Origin of the sequence: Phocicoccus pinnipedialis (assembly GCF_903994035.1) — a bacterium.
GTDB classification, from domain to species: Bacteria; Bacillota; Bacilli; order Staphylococcales; family Salinicoccaceae; genus Phocicoccus; species Phocicoccus pinnipedialis.
Genome location: NZ_CAJEWB010000004.1, coordinates 103,930 through 123,965, shown reverse-complemented (window position 1 = coordinate 123,965; position 20,036 = coordinate 103,930). Strand labels below are relative to the sequence as shown.

The window sequence follows — 20,036 nt, the reverse complement described above, 5'->3', positions numbered from 1 at the left end:
TCTTTCACTACAAATAAAACTTTCAGAATATTTCCAAACTTGTTTTAAGAAAACGCTTCATTTTTTCTGTGTTATCATTGATTTTCTTTCTAATTCATTCGATAATAGGTATAAGTATGAAGTTTTAGAATCCTTGAAAGGGGTCTTGTATATATGTCGAATGTATTGACAAGTGTAAATATCACCTTAAATGGTCAACCAATGGAAGTGCCGAGCAAAGGGAATCTTTTAGACTACCTAAAATGGAAGGGAATCCAAGTTCCTGCGCTCTGTTATCATCCTGACCTTGGTGCAATAGAAACATGTGATGCGTGTATCGTCGAAGTTAACGGCGAACTCGTTCGTTCATGTTCTACTACACTAAAAGACGGAGATGTAGTTAAAACAGGAGGAAGCGAAGTATTTGAATCACAAATGATTGCAATGGACCGTGTGTTAGCAAATCACGAACTATACTGTACAGTATGTGATTTCAACAATGGTAACTGTACAATTCATAATACGGTGAAAGAGTTACAGATCGATCACCAGGCTACGGCTCAAACATCGAAGGGTGCGCCTGTAAACCGTGGTTCGTTTTATCGATATGACCCAGATCAATGTATCCTTTGTGGACGTTGTGTTGAAGCATGTCAAAACGTACAAGTAAACGAAACATTATTGATTGACTGGACATTAGAACGTCCACGCGTTATCTGGGATGGAGACGGTTCTACTCTAATTGATGAATCTTCATGTGTTAACTGTGGACACTGTTCAACTGTGTGTCCATGTAACGCAATGATGGAAGTAAACATGGAAGGTGAAGCTGGATTCTTAACTGGTATGTTAAGAGATGCTTTCCGCCCTGCTGTTGAAGTAACAAAATCGGTTGAAACTGGATATACACCATTAATGGCAATTTCTGACGTAGAAGCTGAAATGCGCGAAGACCGCATCAAGAAAACAAAAACAGTATGTACATATTGCGGTGTAGGATGTTCATTCGATGTATGGACTAAAGGCCGTGACGTTCTGAAAGTAGAGCCAAGCTCAGACGCACCAGCAAACCAAATTTCTACATGTGTGAAAGGTAAATTCGGCTGGGATTTTGTTAACTCAGGAGAGCGCCTAACTAAGCCATTAATTCGTGATGGTAACGAATTCAGGGAGTCGACTTGGGAAGAAGCATATGAGCTCATCGTGAGAAAGTTCAATGAAACTAAAGAAAAACGCGGTGCAGACCGTCTTGCATTTATATCTTCTTCTAAATGTACAAACGAAGAATCTTTCTTAATGCAAAAGCTTGCTCGCGCAGTTGTTGGTACAAACAACGTAGATAACTGTTCAAGATACTGTCAGTCTCCTGCAACGATGGGGCTTTGGAGAACAGTTGGATATGGTGGTGACTCTGGTTCAATCACTGATATTGCGAATGCAGAACTCATTATCGGTATTGGTACAAACACAGCTGAAGCACATCCTGTTATCGCAACTCGAGTTAAGAGTGCTCAAAAGTTACGCGGTTCTAAAGTAATCGTTTCTGACTTACGTAAACACGAATTAGCTGAACGTGCGGACCTATTCATTCGTCCAAACCCAAGCTCTGACCTCGTTTGGTTAAACGCAGTAACTAAATATATTATTGATAACGACTGGCATGACAAAGCGTTCATTGAAGAGCACGTCAATGACTTTGATGCACTCGTTAAAGGCCTAGAGAAATATACATTAGAATATGCGGAAAAACACACTGGTCTATCTAAAGAAGAAATGATCAACGTTGCAACAATGATTAACGAAGCTGAGTCTACAGTAATCATGTGGGCGATGGGGATTACTCAACAACGTGGTGGTTCTGACTCATCTACAGCTATTTCTAACTTATTACTTGCTACTGGTAACTATATGAAACCTAACGCTGGTGCGTACCCATTACGTGGACACAACAACGTCCAAGGTGCGTCTGACATGGGAAGTATGCCAGACAGATTTAGTGGATATCAATTCGTTGCAGACGACGAAACTCGTGCTAAATTTGAAGAGTACTGGGGGACTAAACTGAACGCTAAGAAAGGTCAAAACAACCACGAAATGGTTGATGCGATGCACGCTGGTGAACTTGATGTGCTTTACTTGAAAGGTGAAGATATGGGAGTAGTAGACTCCAACGTCAACTATGTACGTGAAGGATTCGAAAAATTACAATTTATGGTAGTTCAAGATATATTCTTCTCTAAAACTTGTGAATATGCAGATGTAGTACTACCTGCAGCTCCAAGCTTTGAAAAAACAGGTACATTCACGAACACAGAACGTCGTATTCAACGACTATATCAAGTTATGGATCCACTAGAAGGAACTAAACCAGACTGGGTCATCATTCAGGAAATTGCAAACCTTATGGGAGCAAACTGGAATTACACACATCCAAGTGAAATAATGGATGAAGTCGCAGACTTAACTCCTTTATACGCTGGGGTTAGCTATGACAGACTTGAAGGTTACAATAGCTTACAGTGGCCAGTTGAACGCGATGGTAAAGATAGTCCACTTCTATTCACAGATGGTTTCCCATTTGATGATAAGAAAGCACGTTTTTACCCTGTTGACTGGACTGAACCAACTGAATACGCTGAAGAATACGATATTCATGTAAACAACGGACGTCTCTTAGAGCACTTCCATGAAGGTAACATGACGTATAAATCAGAAGGACTCACTCGTGAAACACCTGAAGTATTCTTAGAAGTATCACATGAATTAGCTGAAGAACGTAAACTTCGCGACGGTTCTCTCGTAAGACTTCAATCACCATACGGTAAAGTTGAAGTACGTACAATTGTAACCGATCGGGTATATGGTAAAGAAGTATACTTACCAATGAACGATTCAGGTGACGGTGCAATTAACCTACTATCAAGTTCAATTGCGGATAAAGATACTTCAACACCAGCTTACAAAGAAACAAAAGCTAAAATGGTTGTATTAGAACGCGGTGGTAAGTCACCACTTCCAGCACACAACTTCCGTTACGGTAACCGTGTTCCACAAAACGGCGTAAACGTTGAAGCGAAATGGGCTCGCGAAGACTATGTGTTCCCAGGTGACGTGGTTAGAGAAAGAAGAGGTGACAAGTAATGGCTAAAGCTACTACTAAAATTAGACGCATGGAAGTTGATCCTGAAGAAGTACGTAGAAAGGAATTACGTGAACTTGAAGATCAACTGATTGCCCACAAAGATACTTTAAACAACTTGTTCCGTTTACTTGATCAACTAGAGGAACACGAAGTATTAAACGCAGCGAACGCAGGACTGGCACATAGTGACCAGATCCTGACGCGTGTGTTAAAAGCACTAGGTGAAACAGAAACAGATAAGTCAATCCGAAATGCACTACTTCTCGTTCAAGGATTAGCAAAGTTTAACTTTGAAGACATTGAACCTATAATTCTTAAAGTGAATAAAGGACTATTGGCTAAGGAAGAAAGAACTGGCGTCGCAGGACTTTTCAAAACTCTAATAAGTCCAGAATTTATTGAGGGTATGAACTATCTACTGAATTTTGTAAAAGGTTTTGGTACACCAGTAGATCAGTTAAAAGAAGAACAAGGTATAAAAGATGCAGTCCATACAGACGCTGGAGAAATACGTAAAATGCAAAACTATCCTACGTCTCCATCATCTTCTAGCAACGGCATAAAATATTTAGGATTAGCAGGAGCTGCAGTAATTACTGTAGGAGCACTGTTCCTAAGAAAATAAATTTTTTAAACCAGAGCGCATGCTCTGGTTTATTTTTTTTATCATTTTGAGTATTTTATCTATGATAAGTTGAGATGAAGTAAGAATTAAATATTGCTGAATCACTGTACTTCCGATCATCATACCAATTAGTGTTATAACAACTGTCTGTCCCGTACCTATCGTAAAGGAAATAAACGACGCCAAAAATATTCATGATAAATAACTCTTCAGGTGTTAATTTACAGCGGTTTGAGTCGCTAAAAAGGCACCAACGAGTATTCCAAATCATGTTAATAACACAAGTTCTCATCCTCAAATGTTTCATTATATTATTTTCGCTTAAATAAATAAAATTAAATTTTAGCTTGTTGACGGATGAAAAAAAATACAGTATTATTTATATTTATTAATATACGAAGAGGTGCATAATAATGTTAAGAATAGATGATTATGAAAAAATCAAAGAAACTTTAGAACAAAACGCGATTGACATGTATAACAACCCTGAACTTGGTGATGAAGAGTTCGAGTCTATGAAAATGCTCGTTTCTGAGCTGGAGAAGTATGACTTTGAAGTGGAAGTAAACATTGTAGGTCGTCCAACTGCATTCAAGGCTGTATACGATAGTAAAAAGCCTGGTCCTACGATCGCATACCTTGCAGAGTATGATGCATTAGCTGGACTTGGTCATGCGTGTGGCCATAACTTAATTGGTAACATGGCGGTTGGTGCTGGAATCTTGTTAAGTGAGCATCTCGGTGATCTCGGTGGTCGTGTGATGGTGATTGGTACACCTGCCGAAGAGACGAACGGTGCGAAAGTACCAATGGCCAAAGAAGGAGTTTTTGACGACGTGGATGTTGCACTTATGGTACACCCTGCGGACGAGTCTTCAGAAAGTGGTCCCATGCTTGCAATGGATGCAATTCAGTATGACTTTTATGGTAAAGCAAGTCACGCTGCTGGTGCGCCAGATGAAGGTATTAATGCGCTTGATGGTGTGATACATCTCTTTAATGGTATCAACGCTCTACGTGAACATTTAAAAGATGACGTACGTATTCACGGTATAATCACTAACGGTGGAGATGCAGCAAACGTAACTCCTGATCATGCAACAGCACAGTTTTATATTCGTGCAAGTGAACGTGAGTACTTAGACACCGTTGTAGAAAGGGTTGAGAATATCGCTAAAGGTGCGGCACTCATGACTGGTGCTTCAGTAGAGATTTCGAATTATGAGCTTTCCTACGACAATATGGTACACAATGATCCGCTGTCACAGCTCTTCACGAAACATCTTAAAGCTGTAAGCCCACATCCTGTTAAGCCTAAAACGAAATCAACTGGCAGTGCGGATATCGGCGATGTATCTCAAGTAATACCTGCTTTGCACCCTTATGTCGGTATGAATTGTCCTGGAGTTAAATTCCATACAAATGAGTTTAGAGAGCAGACAATCACTAAGGACGGTTTCCAAGCACTTCAAGATGCGGTGCTCGCACTCGCAAATACTGGCTACGAACTATTAGACAACAAAGAGGCTTTTGACGCAGTGCAACAAGCATTTAAGGAGGCGAAGTCCAATGAGTAGTGAACCGAATATAAAAATCAAAAAGAAAAAGTGGGAGTTTCCAAACGTATTTGCTCTTTTGTTCGGACTCATCGTACTCACTACATTATTGAGTTACTTTATACCTTCTGGTTCTTTTGAACGTGTGGAGAAAGTCATTAACGGTACGACACGGACACTCGTTGTTGAAGGTACTTATGAAACAGTTGAAGGCACACGTCTTTCGTTCTTTAACATTTTTGAATCTGTGTTTAAAGGTATGGAAGCTGGCGCACCTATTATCTTCTTTATTTTTATTGTTGGTGGTGCGTTCGGTATTCTCGCTAAAACGGAAGCAATTGAAAACGGACTTGAAGCGCTTGTTTACAAGATGGAAAATCGTAAATGGCTCCTCATTCCGATTATTATGTTGTTCTTCGCACTTGGTGGTGCGACATTTGGTATGAGTGAGGAGACGATTCCTTTCCTATTTATTATCGTGCCACTCGCGATTCGTATAGGTTACAACTCGATGATTGGTGCTGCGATTGTAATTCTCGGATCGACTTCCGGATTCACGGCAGCATTCTTTAACCCGTTCACTGTAGGAGTAGCTCAAGGGATTGCCGAACTTCCACTCTTCAGTGGTAAAGGTTACCGTATCCTCATGTGGATTGTGATGGTCGGTGTCACGATTCTTTGGGTGATGTATCAGGCAAATAAAGCGAAGAATAACACGGATAAAGACCTTGATTTAATTGATAAAGTAGCAGTCGCACAGTATGAGAGTGACTATAAATCTTCGGATGAAAAAATATTCTCGTTACGTCAGAAGCTCATAATCGGAGTATTTGTATTAACAATTGTTGGGCTGGCAGTCGGAGTTACGAGATATGATTGGTACATCATGGAAATTGCGTCACTCTTCCTACTCTCAGGGATTGTGATTGGATTTATTGGTAACTTATCCGTAAACGAGATTTCTGATGGATTTATTGAAGGGTGTAAAGACCTTGCGACTGGTGCATTAATCGTTGGTTTCGCGTACGGGATACTTGTTGTGTTAGAAGAAAGCATGACGATTGATACAATTCTAAACTTCTTGGCAAACACTATTAACCAACTGCCATCGCTACTATCTGCGATGGGAATGTTTGCGGTTCAGAGTGCCATTAATTTCTTAGTGCCATCAGGAAGTGGACAAGCGGCTCTTTCGATGCCTGTTATGACACCAATCGCTGACTTAACTGGTGTATCCAGACAGACAGCCGTTCTCGCATACCAACTTGGTGATGGAATTTCAAACGCAATTACACCAACTTCAGGCGTACTGATGGCGAGTCTAGCAATCGCACGTATTCCTTGGCTCAAGTGGGCAAAATTCATCCTGCCATTACTATTAATACAATACACGCTCGGTGCAATCTTTGTAACGATTGCCCACCTATTTGTATGGATATCATAAACGTCATTTTAACCTGAAATCATATCAATGATTTCAGGTTTTCTGTTTTAATCTTTATAATAAAAATAAGAGATTGGAGGAGTCTTTATGATTTTAAGAGAGCTCACGATTTTAGATGAAGATAGGTTTCGTAAGTATATTAAAGATTGGAGCGATGAAAAAATCGTTCCAAGCAATAACACCCCGTCGAGATATGAATCATTCGAAGAGATGATAACAATCTTAGCACTTGATAAAACTACGAAGGATGCACATTGGATACCTGCAATGACACTATTTTTGTTTCATGATGATGAAATTCTCGGTTCTGTAAATATTAGATTTAAACTAAACACACATCTGGAGAAAATTGGTGGACACATTGGATACGGTGTAAATCCGAGTTATAGAGGCAACGGATATGGAAACTTCATGGTGCGAGAGGCACTCAAGTATTTAAATTCGCATAATGTATTTGAAGTATTACTTACTTGCGATGAGGACAACTACGCATCAAAGAAAATCATTCTGAATGCTGGTGGGGTTGAATCTAAAGACTACGGGCATGACGGAAAAGTTACAAAACGTTTCTTCATAAATAACGAAAGACCCAAAGACCGATTTTAGGTCTTTGGATCTTTCGTTTTCGTATTGATTTATTATGCGGCTTCAAGTCTTCCGCCTTTTAGCTCATACACCCTATCTGCGTACTCGAAAATGCGTGTGTCGTGCGTAATCATAATGCACATTGTATTCATTTCTCTTACTGTACTCTGAATTTTTTCTACTACTTGAATCGCACGTTCAAAGTCGAGACTCGCTGTCGGTTCATCTGCTAAAATCAATGATGGATGGTTCATAAACGCACGTGCAATCGCAACACGCTGTTGCTCCCCACCTGACAATGATTTCGGATAGTTATTCAAACGGTGCTCTAAGCCAAATGTTGTCAGTAAGTTCTGAGCACGCCTTTTTGCTTCTTTTTTCTTCATATCTGCCAAAGTGCCTACATAAACAAGCTGATCTATAACTTTTAAATAGGGTAACAGATGTGATTGTTGGAAGATAAAACCAATTTCCTTCTGACGGAGCATCGTCATCTCACTGTTTGAAAGATGCGTCCAGTTTTCATCCTCCATCATGATTTCTCCTGCAGAAGGTTCAAGTAACGCTCCGATAATGGATAGTAATGTACTCTTACCAGATCCAGATGGCCCATAAAGAACAACAAGCTCTCCTCTTCTCACTTTTAAATTCACGTCTTCTAATATTTCAGTTCTATTATCATCTTTACCAAACGCTTTATTTATATTTTTAAGTTCTAGCATAATTATTCTCCTCCAATAGCACTCAATGGGTCGATTCGAATAACTTTGAATACTGAGAGTAACGCTCCGATAAGTGATACTCCGACGAATGATCCAAATAAAAGTAATACTAGGTTTTCGTTAATGAAAAATGGCATGGTTACGGGTAAGAATTGTCCAATTACGAATGTAAGTCCAATTGCGATTACTGTTGATAAAATCACAATCGTCATGACTACTACTATAATTGACGTAATCATCTTGCCACTTGTTGTACCGATTGCTTTTAGAATACCGTATTCTTTTGTTTTCTGAATTGTAATCACGTAGAAGAACGCGCTAATTACAATCGCTGAAATTACAAATAAGAATACGACCATTAAGTTTAGTGGTAACTGCTCTGCTTGGAAACTTGGGATACCATTCATTGCGTCCTGTTTTGTAATTCGGTCGATGTGTTTTGGTGTTTCGATTTTTTTATCTCCAACGGCGAATGTTGGTGTCACGTTCTCATCAACTTTTTTGTAACCCTCTTTGGTTACAAAACCGATTGATGTATGAGCGTACATTGATTTTTCTACGAATCCACTGACTTCATAGGCCACATCATCGTAATCACGCGCTTGGATTGTATCGCCGATTGCGTATGTTTTTGATAATGTTTCATCAAGTAAAATTTCGTTGTCTGACTTTGGTTCGTGACCTTCAACTACTAAATAGTTCACAGCGTCGTCACTGTATAAGAGTTGAATTGCGCTCGCCTCTTGGATACGTAGCATCTTCATACTGACGAAGTGGTAGCCGTTATCTTCGGCTAATTTTGTATCTTTATCTTCTAAAACCGATTGGTTAATTTGATTGTCGGCTTCTTCGTGCACTAAGATGTGATCACCATTTAGGTTCTCAATCATTGAAATGTTATCTTTACCTAACCCTTGTGCTAAACTAGAAACAAACATGACTAAGAACGCAAGTAGGAACAGAATTAGTCCGATAAGTAGATATTTAAACTTATAATATTTAAGTTCTTTAAATGCGATATTCATAAAAAAAGTCTCCTTTGTCTTATTAACTATCTATAAGTATAAGAATTTAATGTGAACAGAATATGAATGGAGGAAATTATGCGACATTTATTAATTGTGGATGATGAACAAGCGTTACGTGAAATGGTTGCGCACGGTGTAAGTAAGTTTTATGAGACACATACGGCGGTTAATGCAATGGATGCAATCAACGTTTTAGAAGAAATGATGATTGACCTTGCGATTATCGACGTGACGATGCCTGGCATGAACGGTTTCGACTTGTGTGCCCGCATCAAGGATGAGTATGAAATTCCTGTAATCATGCTGACGGCTCGCAGTGCTTTAAACGACAAAAGACAAGCCTTCGAAGCAGGGACGGATGATTATGTAACGAAGCCATTTGAGATGGAAGAGTTATTATTTAGAATCAATGCGGTGCTTGCAAGATATGGTTCACGCGATTTGTTGGAACTTGGGAATGTTACTGTGATTGAGTCGGAGTACGCGGTTGAGGTCGATGGTCAAGAGATGTATTTCCCAAGAAAAGAATTTGAATTATTGAATACACTCATTAAAAATTATCCGAATGTACTAACACGTGATCAGTTAATTGAAACAGTTTGGGGATATGATTTCGACGGAGACGAGCGCACAGTCGATGTACACATAAAACGAATTCGTAAAAGATTAACACAGGTCAACTCAGGAATAGAAATCGATACAGTGCGCGGTGTGGGATACAAGGTGTCCGATGTATAAAAAATTATCGACTCGATTTATTATTGCTACACTTCTAATGATGACACTCAGTAGTTTGCTTGGGTTCATCTTAACGAATGTGTACTATCACTACACTGAAAAGCCCAAGAATGACGCGCGCGTAACAAAGATTTTGCTGGAACAAAAAGATTTTGCCGAAACCCATAATATTGATGCTGTCGAAATGTTTTCGGAAATAGCGAGCTTAAATTTCCAGGTGCTCACGGTAAAAGATGGAGAGAAAAAATATTACGGTACACCATTTAGAAAAGATAACGTGCCGCTTGGTACATTGGAATCTGACGATTCAATTTATCACGGGATTGCTGATCGAGAGTTTAATTTATTTATAACTGGTTTTTTTGATAATGAAACGAAAAATACAGTTGGTACAAAGATGACGATAAATGACGAGACATATGAGGTATACTTACGACCTGATGTCGGGAATTCGATGGGTGAATTCAGAGTATTCCTTGCGGTGCTGCTTATCTTGGTCGTTGTTTTCTCAATCGTTTTCGTGTTTTTATCTTCAAAACTCGTGACATTACCAGTGGTAAGATTGTCGGAACAAACACGTGAAATCCAAAAAGGGAACTACGATGTGAGCCAATCTGTGGTGAGGCGAGACGAAATTGGAACGCTCGCACGCGAAATGCAAGCAATGAGCGAGTCCATCAAACAGCACCAAGAAATGAACGAACGATTCGTGGCGAACGTGTCTCATGAAATTCAGTCGCCAATCTCGAATTTGTTACTTTTACTTGAACGGATGAAAGAAACAGGTGATTTGTCCTATATCGAGTCTATGGAGCATCAGTCGACACGACTGTCGAACTTGACGAAGCAACTTTTATTGCTCGCGAGCATAGAACAGTCGGAGCAGACTCTGGAGAAAGAACCATTTGGTGCGAAGGCGTTTATAAAGGATCTCGTGTATACGTACAGTTATCTACTTGACCAGAAGGATATCTTCTTGGTGACGGATGTGAATGACATTGAGTTATATGGGAACGAAAACTTACTGTATACGGCGCTGTCAAACATTGTGAACAATGCCATCAAGTTCTCTTATGAAGGAGGAGAAATGAACATTTCATTGAAGCAAATTGGCAAATACGTGGAAATAAAGGTACGCGATAACGGTAAAGGTATGTCAGAAGAGATGCGCAGACACCTATTTGAGCGTTTTTACAAAGCCAATCAAAAAGAAGACCACATACCATCGAATGGCCTCGGCATGTCGATTGTACAAGAAATAATAGATCTACATGATGGCACGATAGATGTGTGGTCGAAAGAAAAAGAAGGCACGGTTGTGACGATGAAGATACCTCATATCAGTTAAATACAATTTGGATTGAACTGTTTCCTGATGCACTAGGAAACAGTTTTTTTCAAAAAACACTCTTAGAATAAGCAATCAAAACGTTATTCATGGAAGATAACTCATAGGATGATTTTTCTCTTCTAACCTCTCGTTTAATTTCCTTAGGTCACATTATAACTATCCCCCTTTTCATCTTGTTATTCGTTTAAGATTCTTTATGATAAATATGTTTAAAACGTCAGAAAAATGTTTCTATTTACGGTATTCGGAATGTAGTATATTCTAAATTTAGAGGGGGCGTCTGTTATGTATACCATTGTCGATTTAAGTAATGAAAAAAATGGCTATTACACATATCAATTAAAAAAAGACAATAAGATCGTTGTCCTGCTTCGCGCGCATCGCGAGCGTGAATATGGCAACTCATACATACTAAGAGTGATCGATACAACCTCGATGACCGACCTTTCTACGGTTCGAACTGAATGGCCTGTACCTTATTTTATGATCAGTAAGTTGCTTCAAGAGTTAATGAAAAATAATATCAAAGATGACATTTATTTGATCGATACATATGATCCACGGTTGGTGCGCATCATCTCGGATTTCAACTTTGAACTCGCCTACAAAAACTACTTTGGCTCGATTGAAATTGATACGCTTATTCATTATTTGGAGCGTCAGACAAAGACTCATGCCCTGATGAATTATTATCCTGTGACCGCATATAACAAGGAACCTTTAATTAAAAAAGCCATGGAAGTGTATGAATCAAACTTTAATATTGAAGATAAAAACAAGCTTCCCTATTCATACTGGGAAGCTCAATTAGCGAATGACCTAGACATGTTAAATTCCGTGGCTCTTTATCCAACAAAGACTATTCGTGGATATGCGTTTCTTTATAAAGTGATGTACGAAGTAGATATTGGCCACGTTTTTTACGATAGTTTAGAGTCGAAGGAACGCGTTGTGTCATCTCTATTGGCTTCACTACGCTCGATGCGTGGGGAGATTGAAGAAGTATTTTTAAATATTCGTGCGAGAGATATTTATACGTCAGATTTATTTAAAACGCTCGACAAATCTGAATTCTTTAACCAATGTGTATATAAAATGAAAAAATAAGACTTAGAGGGTTTTGCCTGATTTTTAGTTCAGGAGCACCACTTAAGTCTTATTTTTTACTCTGTCATTGGTCTTCTTATCATGAATTTACGCGATAAGTTTTTATTAATTGCAGTGATTGGGAATCTTTCGCGATAATTTTCAGATCGTGCTTTATTGTAAGTACGTGCGTAATCGATGTGCGTTTCATCTTCTAAAACTTCGAGTGCATCATTTAGCTTTTCGATTCCACCGATATTTTCAATTGGAATCGGTCCTCTGTATTCTGTGACTTTTGGAACTTCGCGGTCAACGATGCGAGTACCAATGAGTGAGACGTTCACCTCATAATTGTCATCACTATCATAGTAAAACTTAAACGATTGATACTTATTGAAAAGGTGGTCTACCTGAACGATGTTTGCAGACAAAGTCCCCTCTTTTTCGTAGATTTCATATCCGCCGATTTTGATTTTTGAATTCGTGCCGTTTGTCCATAAAAAAGATTCTTTCAATATGTACATCAGTTCATAAAAATTAAGTCTAACTGGAATGACTATATCTCTCTTGATTTCTCTTTTTCCTTCTATAGTGGCGTGGATGTGATACGCGTTATAGTTCGCATCTTCTTGTTCGCGTGTTTCAATCTTTTTAAAATCGATTGTGCGAAGTGCTTCTAAGACATCTTGGTGCATAACTAAATAATCCGGATGTACTTTGACGAGTAGCCCGATTTTTTCTGCGACGCTCCATCGCGGCTTGCGCTCGAAAACGTTATAATTGTCGCGGATCATTTCTTCGATATGCGTGAGGTCCTTGTAGCTCAAGTGTTCAAGGACATGAGGTAAGTGACCCGGTGCCGTGATATACGAAATGACAGCTTTTAGAAAATCATCTTTGTACTTTCCGTAGTGAGTGATACCAAGTGTACTTATAATTTTTTTTAGTTGCGTTGATGTTAGATTGTCGTATAGCCAGTAAATTGGACCCGTATACATATTGCTAAGTTTTGAAATTTCTTCAGGCTCTAGCGATTCATCATGCCCGATGCGCATGTTATAAGGACTCATGATGCCTCTGTTTAAAAGTGCTTGGTCGATCGCGTGCACGACATCTCTGTGGATCACGTAACTGTTCCTGTCTTCTTCCAACATATACTGAAAGTCATAAAGCGTGCCATAATGAGATTTATTTTTTACGTGATACACATTGTTATCTGGGTCTTCGTCTACTAAATCATGAATACGTTTCGCCTCTGCCATAGACAAGACATCCACCATTTTATTGAATTGGTTTTCATCTTCAAAGTCATCTAATTTAAAATCAATATAGTCGTCAATTGTTAAAAAATCACGTGAATGGATGAGCGTTGCGCGTAATAGTGCATCCTCTCCCATATATATCGAATAAAATTCTCTTAGTTCCATAAAATTCCCCCGCGTAACTCTTATCTCTATATTACTTGTTTCTTGCTAATTTCACTAGTAAAGGGAAAAATAATCTCAATATATTGGCGTAATTTTAATGAGTAAAGCGCATATGGTGCGATACTTAAAATCGTTAGTGAAGATACTTACACCGACTCTGTGATTTAAAAAGTCCGAGATGTAAATTCATAATTAAGTTTTGATGTGATTGCAGATAAAAACACGCACTGAATATTATATTCAGCGCGTAAAAATTCAAAAATGATCACTTATTTTTATCTTCAAAGGTATGATAAATCAAGCGAATAATCATTTCTAATACGATTATAAATACAATGACGCAAACGAGTTTCACAATCGTCGACGCTTCATTTAAAAAGTCTGAATTTAATAACAGGTTCCACAGTACAACAAACACGACAATTCTGATTAGGTTTGCTAAAAATGATTGACCGCCTCTATGGCCATCTCCTTCAATAATTTTATTATTCATAAACGCTCCTTAAAAAAGAGACCGGTCCATACAATGAAGTATGGTCCGGTTTCTTAACTTTATTTCTTGTCGTAACTTGGATTAAATGAGTCGATTTCTCCTGTTTCTCTGAGTCGATCCGGATAATCTTCAAGCCAGAATTTTGCTTCTGGTAGTACCTTCGGATCTGGTGTAAATAGTGCATATTTCCCAGAACCTTTTTCTTTCATCTGTTTTTCGTAGTCTTTCAGTGCAGCAACTGCTGGCTTAAACAGAATCCAAATACCAATAATATTTAGCCATGCCATCGCACCTACACCGAGATCCCCAAGGTCCCATGCGAGTTCTGCTGTACGGATTGTACCAAAAACAGTTGCAAAAATTAACATCGTACGCATGATATTCATGAATATCTTACTCGTTGATGCTGACATGTTTCGCGTCAGATAAGCAACGTTCGTTTCTCCCATGTAAGAATATGCTAAAATCGTTGTAAAAGCAAAGAAGAATAATGCGATTGCAACGAAGTATGAACCAAAGCCAGAGTATGCTGGGTCAAATACGTAATCAGCACCTGCAAATGCTTTGTCTATACCGGCTTGAACGTACATTGCAGTACCTGAGTAGTCTTTTGTTCCATCTACACTTTGTACATAGACATCTCCGTTATACAGTAAGCTCGGCATGCCGTTTCCATCAACTTCGCCGTTCGTTGTGTTATACGTTCCAGATAAAAGTATGATTAAACCTGTCGCAGTACATACAAATAATGTGTCAATATATACTGAGAATGACTGTACAAGTCCTTGCTTCGCAGGGTGAGAAACCTCAGCTGCTGCAGCTGCGTGAGGACCAGTCCCTTGACCTGCTTCGTTTGAATACAGCCCACGTTTTACACCAATTTCAATCATTGCACCTAATATACCACCAAATGATGCTTCTAAGTTAAATGCAGATTTAAAGATTAAAACAAATAGATCTGGCACTTCTTTAATATTCATAACAATCACTACAATCGCCATGATTATGTATAATATTGCCATAAATGGTACGATTGCCGTCGCTACTTTTGCGATAGATTTAAGGCCACCAAATACAATTAACGCTAATAGGATTGCAAGAACTACACCAACTACCCAATATGGTATGCCCCATGCGTTATGGAAGCCTGAAGCAATCGCGTTGGATTGTACTCCTGGTAATAGTAAACCCATTGAAATAATTGTGATAATTGCGAACGCGATACCTAAAACTTTACCAATACCGCCCTTGATACCATATTCCATATAGTATGCAGGTCCCCCACGGTACTCTCCACGTTCTTCGCGCTTGTAAATCTGACCGAGGGTGGATTCTATAAATGCAGTTGATGCACCTAGGAATGCAGTTGCCCACATCCAGAATAACGCACCAGGACCCCCGATGAAAATCGCTGTAGAAACTCCGACGATGTTACCTGTACCTACACGCCCAGCAAGCGAAAGCGCAATTGCTTGGAAAGAAGAAATACCTTTTGGTGATTTCTCACCTTGGAACATAAGTCGAATCATTTCTTTGATGTGTCTGACTTGGGAAAATCTTAGCATGAGCGAGAAAATAATACCTGTTGCTAATAGCCCGTATACTAAAGGTTTACTCCAAACCAAATCATTTAGAAATCCTACAAGTTCATTAAACATTGAACACACCTACTTTTCTGAATAATATAACAAATTTATTGATTTAATTATATACCATCATGAATGCGTTTTCAATGTTGTTTAAATATAAAGTGATATCCATTTAATACATTGATTATTTGTTCTGCTGATTTTTTATACTTCTTGAACGCCAAATATGGTAGAGAATAAGTATCGTTATAAATATAACTGTGCCAATCAAGTAATTCTGATATACAGAAATAAATCTCTTCCATCCTGGATGATCTTTATTAGTAACTTCTACCAATTCTTCGGAATAAGGAATTCGCTCGGCAGTAACAATAAGACGATGCGAATTAATCATGTACGGTGTACAAGTAATTAGCGTAAGCAAATCTTTGCCTTCTCTAATATTTAACACTTCAGTCTGATCAGGAGTCACTTCACGTATTTCAAAGACTTTATAAGCTAAAGTCTCTTTCATATTTGTAAAAAAGATTAAATCACCTTTTTTTACTTTTGGCAAATCTGTAAATAGCTTCTTATCCGGTAATCCTCTGTGCCCTGTGACAACTGAATGAGACGACTCACCCCCTACTGGAAGAGATGTCCGTTCTAGATGTCCAATGCCTTTTTGCAGTACTGTCTCTTTTGTACCAGCATATACAGGTAGTTCTTGATGGATTCTTGGAATTCGAATGGTTCCAATCATTTCATTCACTTTTAGCATATCCGCATATAAATCTTCGCCTTTTTTTATGTCATCCGCTGTAAAAAAATCAAGTAAAGTTTCATTTTCTGATAGTGTGGCATTATATGCTTTCGCCTGTTTAATACGTTCTTCTAGTTTTAACTCTTCCATTGTTTTTGTTTCTGATTTATACTGTTTTACTTCAGTTGTGCTCTGATAATCATAATAAACCGCAGTAATTAACGGATAAAGTAAAATACCGAATCCAACAGATAAAAATAATATAAATTTAAGTGTTTGCCATTTACTTGTTTTTTGTGTCATAAGTATACCTACTTTTTCAGTTGCTTTACACGTAGAATGAATAATATACCCAGTACATTAATCAACAGTATCAGTATCCAGGATTCTGATAGAACTTTTAATCTGTCTAAAAAGTCAATTTCATTTTTCTCGAATGTAGTCGCTAGAGGTTCGTTGTCTGGCGGTGAAATTTTCTCACCTGTTTCATCAGAACGTTCTGCATAAACAATGATCCTTTTTTCTGCATCTACTGTACAGGTAATCAAAGTGATCATATCTTTATTTTCACGAATCCGCAGTACCTCGGTTTGATTGGGCCATACGATTTCTCCACCTGTCACTCTATAATGCAGGGTTTCTTTATAGTTATTAATAATAATTTCGTCACCTTTTTTAAGTTTATCGATATTCGTAAACCATTCCACATAAGGTGAATAGGAGTGAGCAGCTATCGCACTGTTTGTGTTATTTCCTCCTACAGGATAACTTGTTCCTGAAACATGCCCAGCACCACGCTCCATGTTTTCAAGCGTTGCATCTGCATATATAGGATAGTGAATATCCAATGTAGGAATTTCTATTGTGGCTATCGCATCAGTAAAATCAGCATCATCAGGTAATGACGGTTCTTCTACTTCAAATGATTGTACCGGTGGTTCTTCTATACTTTGAGTTTCATTTGAATGATTGAGTTCATTATTTTGTCTTACAAATTGATTGTATTGGTTAATTTGAGCAGATTCACTCACTTGGAATCCCTCTGTAATCTCACTGGATATCTCAGACACACGATAGTTATAATACACTTTAGACACCAATGGATAAGTAACAACTAGAAGTCCAACTAAAAAAAGTAACGTTGCAAGCGTAATTCTATTCATAACCCTGACGTCTCTTTCTAGTTATTTTATAAATTATCCAGAGTAAGAGTGTAATTCCAATACCAATTACATAATATTTATATACTTTTAAGAATCTATACCACCATGGACTTTGTTCCTCTTCGTGGAGTGTTTCAATTTCTGGTGTATAAGGTACACGTTCTGCTGTTACGATTAATCGATGACTATTAACCATATAAGGCGTACACGTAATTAAGGTCATCAGATCTTTATCTTCTTGTAAGTTTAGGACCTCGGTTTGATGTGGAAGTACCGTTTTAATGTCATAAACTTTATACGCAATGATTTCTTTAATATTTTTAAAGTAAATCATATCTCCAATTTTTACTTTTGGTAAGTCCGTAAATAACTTTTTATTAGGTAGTCCCCTGTGTCCAGTTAATACTGTATTTGTATTATTACCTCCAACAGGCAGTGACGTACGTTCTAGGTGTCCGATTCCTTTTTGTAATACTTCTTCATTCGTTCCTGCGTATACCGGCAACTCCTGATGAATAGAGGGGATTTCTATTGTACCTATCATCTCATTGACTTCAAGCATTTGTGCGTACATATGTTTACCTACTTCTAATTCTTTTTCAGTATAAAAATCTTGTAGTGTTTCATCATAGGATAAACTTGCATTATACGCTTGTGCTTGTTCAATTCTCTTATTAATCTCTTTTGCTTCTATTGACTCAACCTCTTTATTAAAGGTATCTATGTCTTGGGATGCATCATAATCATAATAAACCGCTGAAATCATTGGATATATGAGTATCATAAAACCAATAATAAAAACCAGCGCTATCACCATGTTCATTATGTTCAGTTTCCCTTGTTTTTTCATAATACACACCCTCAGATACATTTAATAAAAAAGTAGAGATATACCTACTTTTAAAGTATAGTATATCTCTATGTCACTATAAATCTATTCTGCCATGTTTCTGCGACGTAACATCATAAATGCAGCAAACATAAGTAGTAAACCGACAACTGTAAATATCACAGTACCTGTACCACCTGTCATCGGTAAATCTTGTTTCTTGTTTAAAATATTCATTGCGTCTGCGGCTACTAATTCAAGAGCTGTTGGATCAGCCCAGTAAGAGTTCGCATCTACAGTAAATGACGTTTCAGGGGTAGTTGGTAGTGCGTACCCGCCTGGTGCTTTAGTTTCAACTAATGTATATTCTCCATATGCAAGCCCCGTTATTTCAAACGCACCTGTATCATCCGAAACTAAAACTTTAGCTTGAGATTTATCAGCTACCCAAGTTAAGTTTTCAGCTAAGTATTCTCCGGCACTATTTTTAATAACAAACTCAGCATCTTTAAGTGCTTCTTCAGACGCATTCACTTTCATGAACTTCTTACCACCAGTTGCTACTGTAGGTGGTGTATCCACATCAACTTCACCAGTAACTCCGTGGTTATTATCAAATTCTAGCATCGCATTGTTTTCAATATCTTTACCTATTACTGCGGTATCATTGATTACTGCTTCTAAGTAAATACGTAGTTGACCGTCGACACCTGCGTTAGCCAGCTTATTAAGACCAGCTTGTTCAAACATAACTTTTACATTTTGTCCATCGACCTCTAATGTATAGTCAGTGCCTTCTTCCATAGTCATTCCATTTAATTCAACACTTAAACTTTTATAAGTTAGTTGTGAATCTAATTTATCAGTAACAATAAAAGTCTTATACTCTTCAATACCTTTAACAATGGAAGGTTTAATAATCCAGTTAAACGAATCTCCGATATTAAACGAAGCCTCTTTCGTGCCTTCTTCCTCAACATCTTTGTCCACTGTTGGTGTATCTTCTAGAATATTTTTAGGATACACGTGTAGATTTCCTATAAATCCAGTTCCTGCCTCGTTAGTAAGTGGCAGTGCTAATCCAAATGGCACAGCATGTGATTCTTTTACAGCTGTCGAACCATTTTCTACAAACCAGTAAAACCCTTCTACTAATCCTGAAACAGTAGTTTTACCTGATGCATCTGTTGGACTAGTTGCTGTTCCTTCAACTCCTAAATATTTAGAAGCTTTTTCTACTGAGTCATAACTTCCTGGATCTGATTTCATAGTTGCCAATTGTTCTGCAGTCACTGACCAATAAGTAAATGTAATATTTGAGATCGGTTCTCCGTCAGGTGCAGCACTTCCTGTTAACTCTTCAAACGTTGTTTCTCTAACCTCATTACCTGTGATTTTGTGAATTGTTAAATCTGTCACACCGTTTGTTTCAGCGGAAGCCGTTTGTGTAAATGGCATTACTATACTGAAAAGCATAGTCAGCACAATCAGTTGTGAGAGTCTCTTAAATGTTTTTGACATAATCTTATTCTCCTTT

At 38.1% G+C, this 20,036-nt stretch carries 17 protein-coding genes; 8 read left to right on the top strand and 9 right to left on the bottom strand.

Annotated elements, in window-relative coordinates; all coding sequences use genetic code 11:
* The first annotated feature begins 153 nt into the window (after positions 1 to 153).
* The 5 genes from fdhF (at position 154) to H9D55_RS01205 (ending at position 7,352) form a co-directional block, all read left to right on the top strand.
* Positions 154 to 3,120 (top strand): formate dehydrogenase subunit alpha, encoded by a 2,967-nt coding sequence (gene fdhF / locus H9D55_RS01225; protein ID WP_186076124.1) that lies wholly within the window; start codon positions 154 to 156, stop codon positions 3,118 to 3,120.
* On the top strand, positions 3,120 to 3,746 hold the full coding sequence (locus tag H9D55_RS01220; protein WP_186076122.1) for a DUF1641 domain-containing protein: 627 nt from the start codon (positions 3,120 to 3,122) through the stop codon (positions 3,744 to 3,746). The genes fdhF and H9D55_RS01220 overlap by 1 nt, the downstream gene beginning before the upstream one ends.
* A 413-nt stretch (positions 3,747 to 4,159) precedes the next feature.
* Positions 4,160 to 5,323, top strand: coding sequence for a M20 family metallopeptidase (locus tag H9D55_RS01215; protein ID WP_186076120.1), 1,164 nt, complete (start codon positions 4,160 to 4,162; stop codon positions 5,321 to 5,323).
* Positions 5,316 to 6,746 carry a YfcC family protein gene (locus H9D55_RS01210; protein WP_186076118.1) on the top strand — a complete coding sequence of 477 codons (1,431 nt, stop codon included), beginning with the start codon at positions 5,316 to 5,318 and terminating at the stop codon, positions 6,744 to 6,746. Before H9D55_RS01215 ends, H9D55_RS01210 begins: the two co-directional genes overlap by 8 nt.
* An 87-nt stretch (positions 6,747 to 6,833) precedes the next feature.
* On the top strand, positions 6,834 to 7,352 hold the full coding sequence (locus tag H9D55_RS01205; RefSeq protein WP_186076117.1) for a GNAT family N-acetyltransferase: 519 nt from the start codon (positions 6,834 to 6,836) through the stop codon (positions 7,350 to 7,352).
* A gap of 32 nt (positions 7,353 to 7,384) precedes the next feature.
* Here the strand turns inward: H9D55_RS01205 and H9D55_RS01200 are convergent, their stop codons facing one another.
* The gene (locus H9D55_RS01200) at positions 7,385 to 8,056 is read right to left on the bottom strand and encodes an ABC transporter ATP-binding protein (RefSeq protein WP_186076308.1); all 672 of its coding nucleotides are present in this window, start codon (positions 8,054 to 8,056) and stop codon (positions 7,385 to 7,387) included.
* Entirely contained in the window at positions 8,056 to 9,078 is a 1,023-nt protein-coding gene (locus H9D55_RS01195) for an ABC transporter permease (RefSeq protein ID WP_186076116.1), read from the bottom strand. The genes H9D55_RS01200 and H9D55_RS01195 overlap by 1 nt, the downstream gene beginning before the upstream one ends.
* 78 nt (positions 9,079 to 9,156) lie before the next feature.
* Here H9D55_RS01195 and H9D55_RS01190 point away from each other — a divergent pair, with 78 nt between their 5' ends.
* The 3 genes from H9D55_RS01190 (at position 9,157) to H9D55_RS01180 (ending at position 12,277) form a co-directional block, all read left to right on the top strand.
* Positions 9,157 to 9,819: a response regulator transcription factor gene (locus tag H9D55_RS01190; protein ID WP_186076115.1), complete on the top strand. Its 663-nt coding sequence runs from the start codon at positions 9,157 to 9,159 to the stop codon at positions 9,817 to 9,819.
* On the top strand, positions 9,812 to 11,167 hold the full coding sequence (locus tag H9D55_RS01185) for a HAMP domain-containing sensor histidine kinase (protein ID WP_186076114.1): 1,356 nt from the start codon (positions 9,812 to 9,814) through the stop codon (positions 11,165 to 11,167). Before H9D55_RS01190 ends, H9D55_RS01185 begins: the two co-directional genes overlap by 8 nt.
* A 288-nt stretch (positions 11,168 to 11,455) precedes the next feature.
* Positions 11,456 to 12,277 (top strand): hypothetical protein, encoded by an 822-nt coding sequence (locus tag H9D55_RS01180; protein WP_186076113.1) that lies wholly within the window; start codon positions 11,456 to 11,458, stop codon positions 12,275 to 12,277.
* Positions 12,278 to 12,333: 56 nt separating this feature from the next.
* On the opposite strand, the gene H9D55_RS01175 is transcribed toward H9D55_RS01180, so the two are convergent.
* The 7 genes from H9D55_RS01175 to H9D55_RS01145 form a co-directional block, all read right to left on the bottom strand.
* Complete coding sequence (locus H9D55_RS01175; protein ID WP_186076112.1) at positions 12,334 to 13,683, bottom strand: IS1096 element passenger TnpR family protein; 1,350 nt, start codon at positions 13,681 to 13,683, stop codon at positions 12,334 to 12,336.
* 265 nt (positions 13,684 to 13,948) lie between these two features.
* Positions 13,949 to 14,176: a hypothetical protein gene (locus H9D55_RS01170; protein ID WP_186076111.1), complete on the bottom strand. Its 228-nt coding sequence runs from the start codon at positions 14,174 to 14,176 to the stop codon at positions 13,949 to 13,951.
* A 59-nt stretch (positions 14,177 to 14,235) separates the two neighbouring features.
* A complete protein-coding gene (locus tag H9D55_RS01165) occupies positions 14,236 to 15,834 on the bottom strand; it encodes an alanine/glycine:cation symporter family protein (protein WP_186076110.1) in 1,599 nt (532 codons plus the stop codon).
* 115 nt (positions 15,835 to 15,949) lie between these two features.
* Complete coding sequence (locus H9D55_RS01160) at positions 15,950 to 16,810, bottom strand: class C sortase (protein WP_186076109.1); 861 nt, start codon at positions 16,808 to 16,810, stop codon at positions 15,950 to 15,952.
* Positions 16,811 to 16,818: 8 nt separating this feature from the next.
* Entirely contained in the window at positions 16,819 to 17,670 is an 852-nt protein-coding gene (locus H9D55_RS01155; protein WP_186076107.1) for a class C sortase, read from the bottom strand.
* Positions 17,663 to 18,520, bottom strand: coding sequence for a class C sortase (locus H9D55_RS01150; RefSeq protein ID WP_186076105.1), 858 nt, complete (start codon positions 18,518 to 18,520; stop codon positions 17,663 to 17,665). The genes H9D55_RS01155 and H9D55_RS01150 overlap by 8 nt, the downstream gene beginning before the upstream one ends.
* Positions 18,521 to 18,604: 84 nt before the next feature.
* On the bottom strand, positions 18,605 to 20,020 hold the full coding sequence (locus tag H9D55_RS01145) for a SpaH/EbpB family LPXTG-anchored major pilin (RefSeq protein ID WP_186076103.1): 1,416 nt from the start codon (positions 20,018 to 20,020) through the stop codon (positions 18,605 to 18,607).
* Between the last annotated feature and the right edge of the window lie 16 nt (positions 20,021 to 20,036).

What these genes read in the sequence shown, in the direction of transcription:
- H9D55_RS01165 (WP_186076110.1), bottom strand. Translation starts at nt 15,834, where the DNA reads ATGTTTAATGAACTTGTAGGATTTCTAAATGATTTGGTTTGGAGTAAA.
- H9D55_RS01145 (WP_186076103.1), bottom strand. Translation starts at nt 20,020, where the DNA reads ATGTCAAAAACATTTAAGAGACTCTCACAACTGATTGTGCTGACTATG.
- H9D55_RS01170 (WP_186076111.1), bottom strand. Translation starts at nt 14,176, where the DNA reads ATGAATAATAAAATTATTGAAGGAGATGGCCATAGAGGCGGTCAATCA.
- H9D55_RS01205 (WP_186076117.1), top strand. Translation starts at nt 6,834, where the DNA reads ATGATTTTAAGAGAGCTCACGATTTTAGATGAAGATAGGTTTCGTAAG.
- H9D55_RS01185 (WP_186076114.1), top strand. Translation starts at nt 9,812, where the DNA reads ATGTATAAAAAATTATCGACTCGATTTATTATTGCTACACTTCTAATG.
- H9D55_RS01220 (WP_186076122.1), top strand. Translation starts at nt 3,120, where the DNA reads ATGGCTAAAGCTACTACTAAAATTAGACGCATGGAAGTTGATCCTGAA.
- H9D55_RS01210 (WP_186076118.1), top strand. Translation starts at nt 5,316, where the DNA reads ATGAGTAGTGAACCGAATATAAAAATCAAAAAGAAAAAGTGGGAGTTT.
- H9D55_RS01180 (WP_186076113.1), top strand. Translation starts at nt 11,456, where the DNA reads ATGTATACCATTGTCGATTTAAGTAATGAAAAAAATGGCTATTACACA.
- H9D55_RS01175 (WP_186076112.1), bottom strand. Translation starts at nt 13,683, where the DNA reads ATGGAACTAAGAGAATTTTATTCGATATATATGGGAGAGGATGCACTA.
- fdhF (WP_186076124.1), top strand. Translation starts at nt 154, where the DNA reads ATGTCGAATGTATTGACAAGTGTAAATATCACCTTAAATGGTCAACCA.
- H9D55_RS01190 (WP_186076115.1), top strand. Translation starts at nt 9,157, where the DNA reads ATGCGACATTTATTAATTGTGGATGATGAACAAGCGTTACGTGAAATG.
- H9D55_RS01215 (WP_186076120.1), top strand. Translation starts at nt 4,160, where the DNA reads ATGTTAAGAATAGATGATTATGAAAAAATCAAAGAAACTTTAGAACAA.
- H9D55_RS01160 (WP_186076109.1), bottom strand. Translation starts at nt 16,810, where the DNA reads ATGACACAAAAAACAAGTAAATGGCAAACACTTAAATTTATATTATTT.
- H9D55_RS01150 (WP_186076105.1), bottom strand. Translation starts at nt 18,520, where the DNA reads ATGAAAAAACAAGGGAAACTGAACATAATGAACATGGTGATAGCGCTG.
- H9D55_RS01155 (WP_186076107.1), bottom strand. Translation starts at nt 17,670, where the DNA reads ATGAATAGAATTACGCTTGCAACGTTACTTTTTTTAGTTGGACTTCTA.
- H9D55_RS01195 (WP_186076116.1), bottom strand. Translation starts at nt 9,078, where the DNA reads ATGAATATCGCATTTAAAGAACTTAAATATTATAAGTTTAAATATCTA.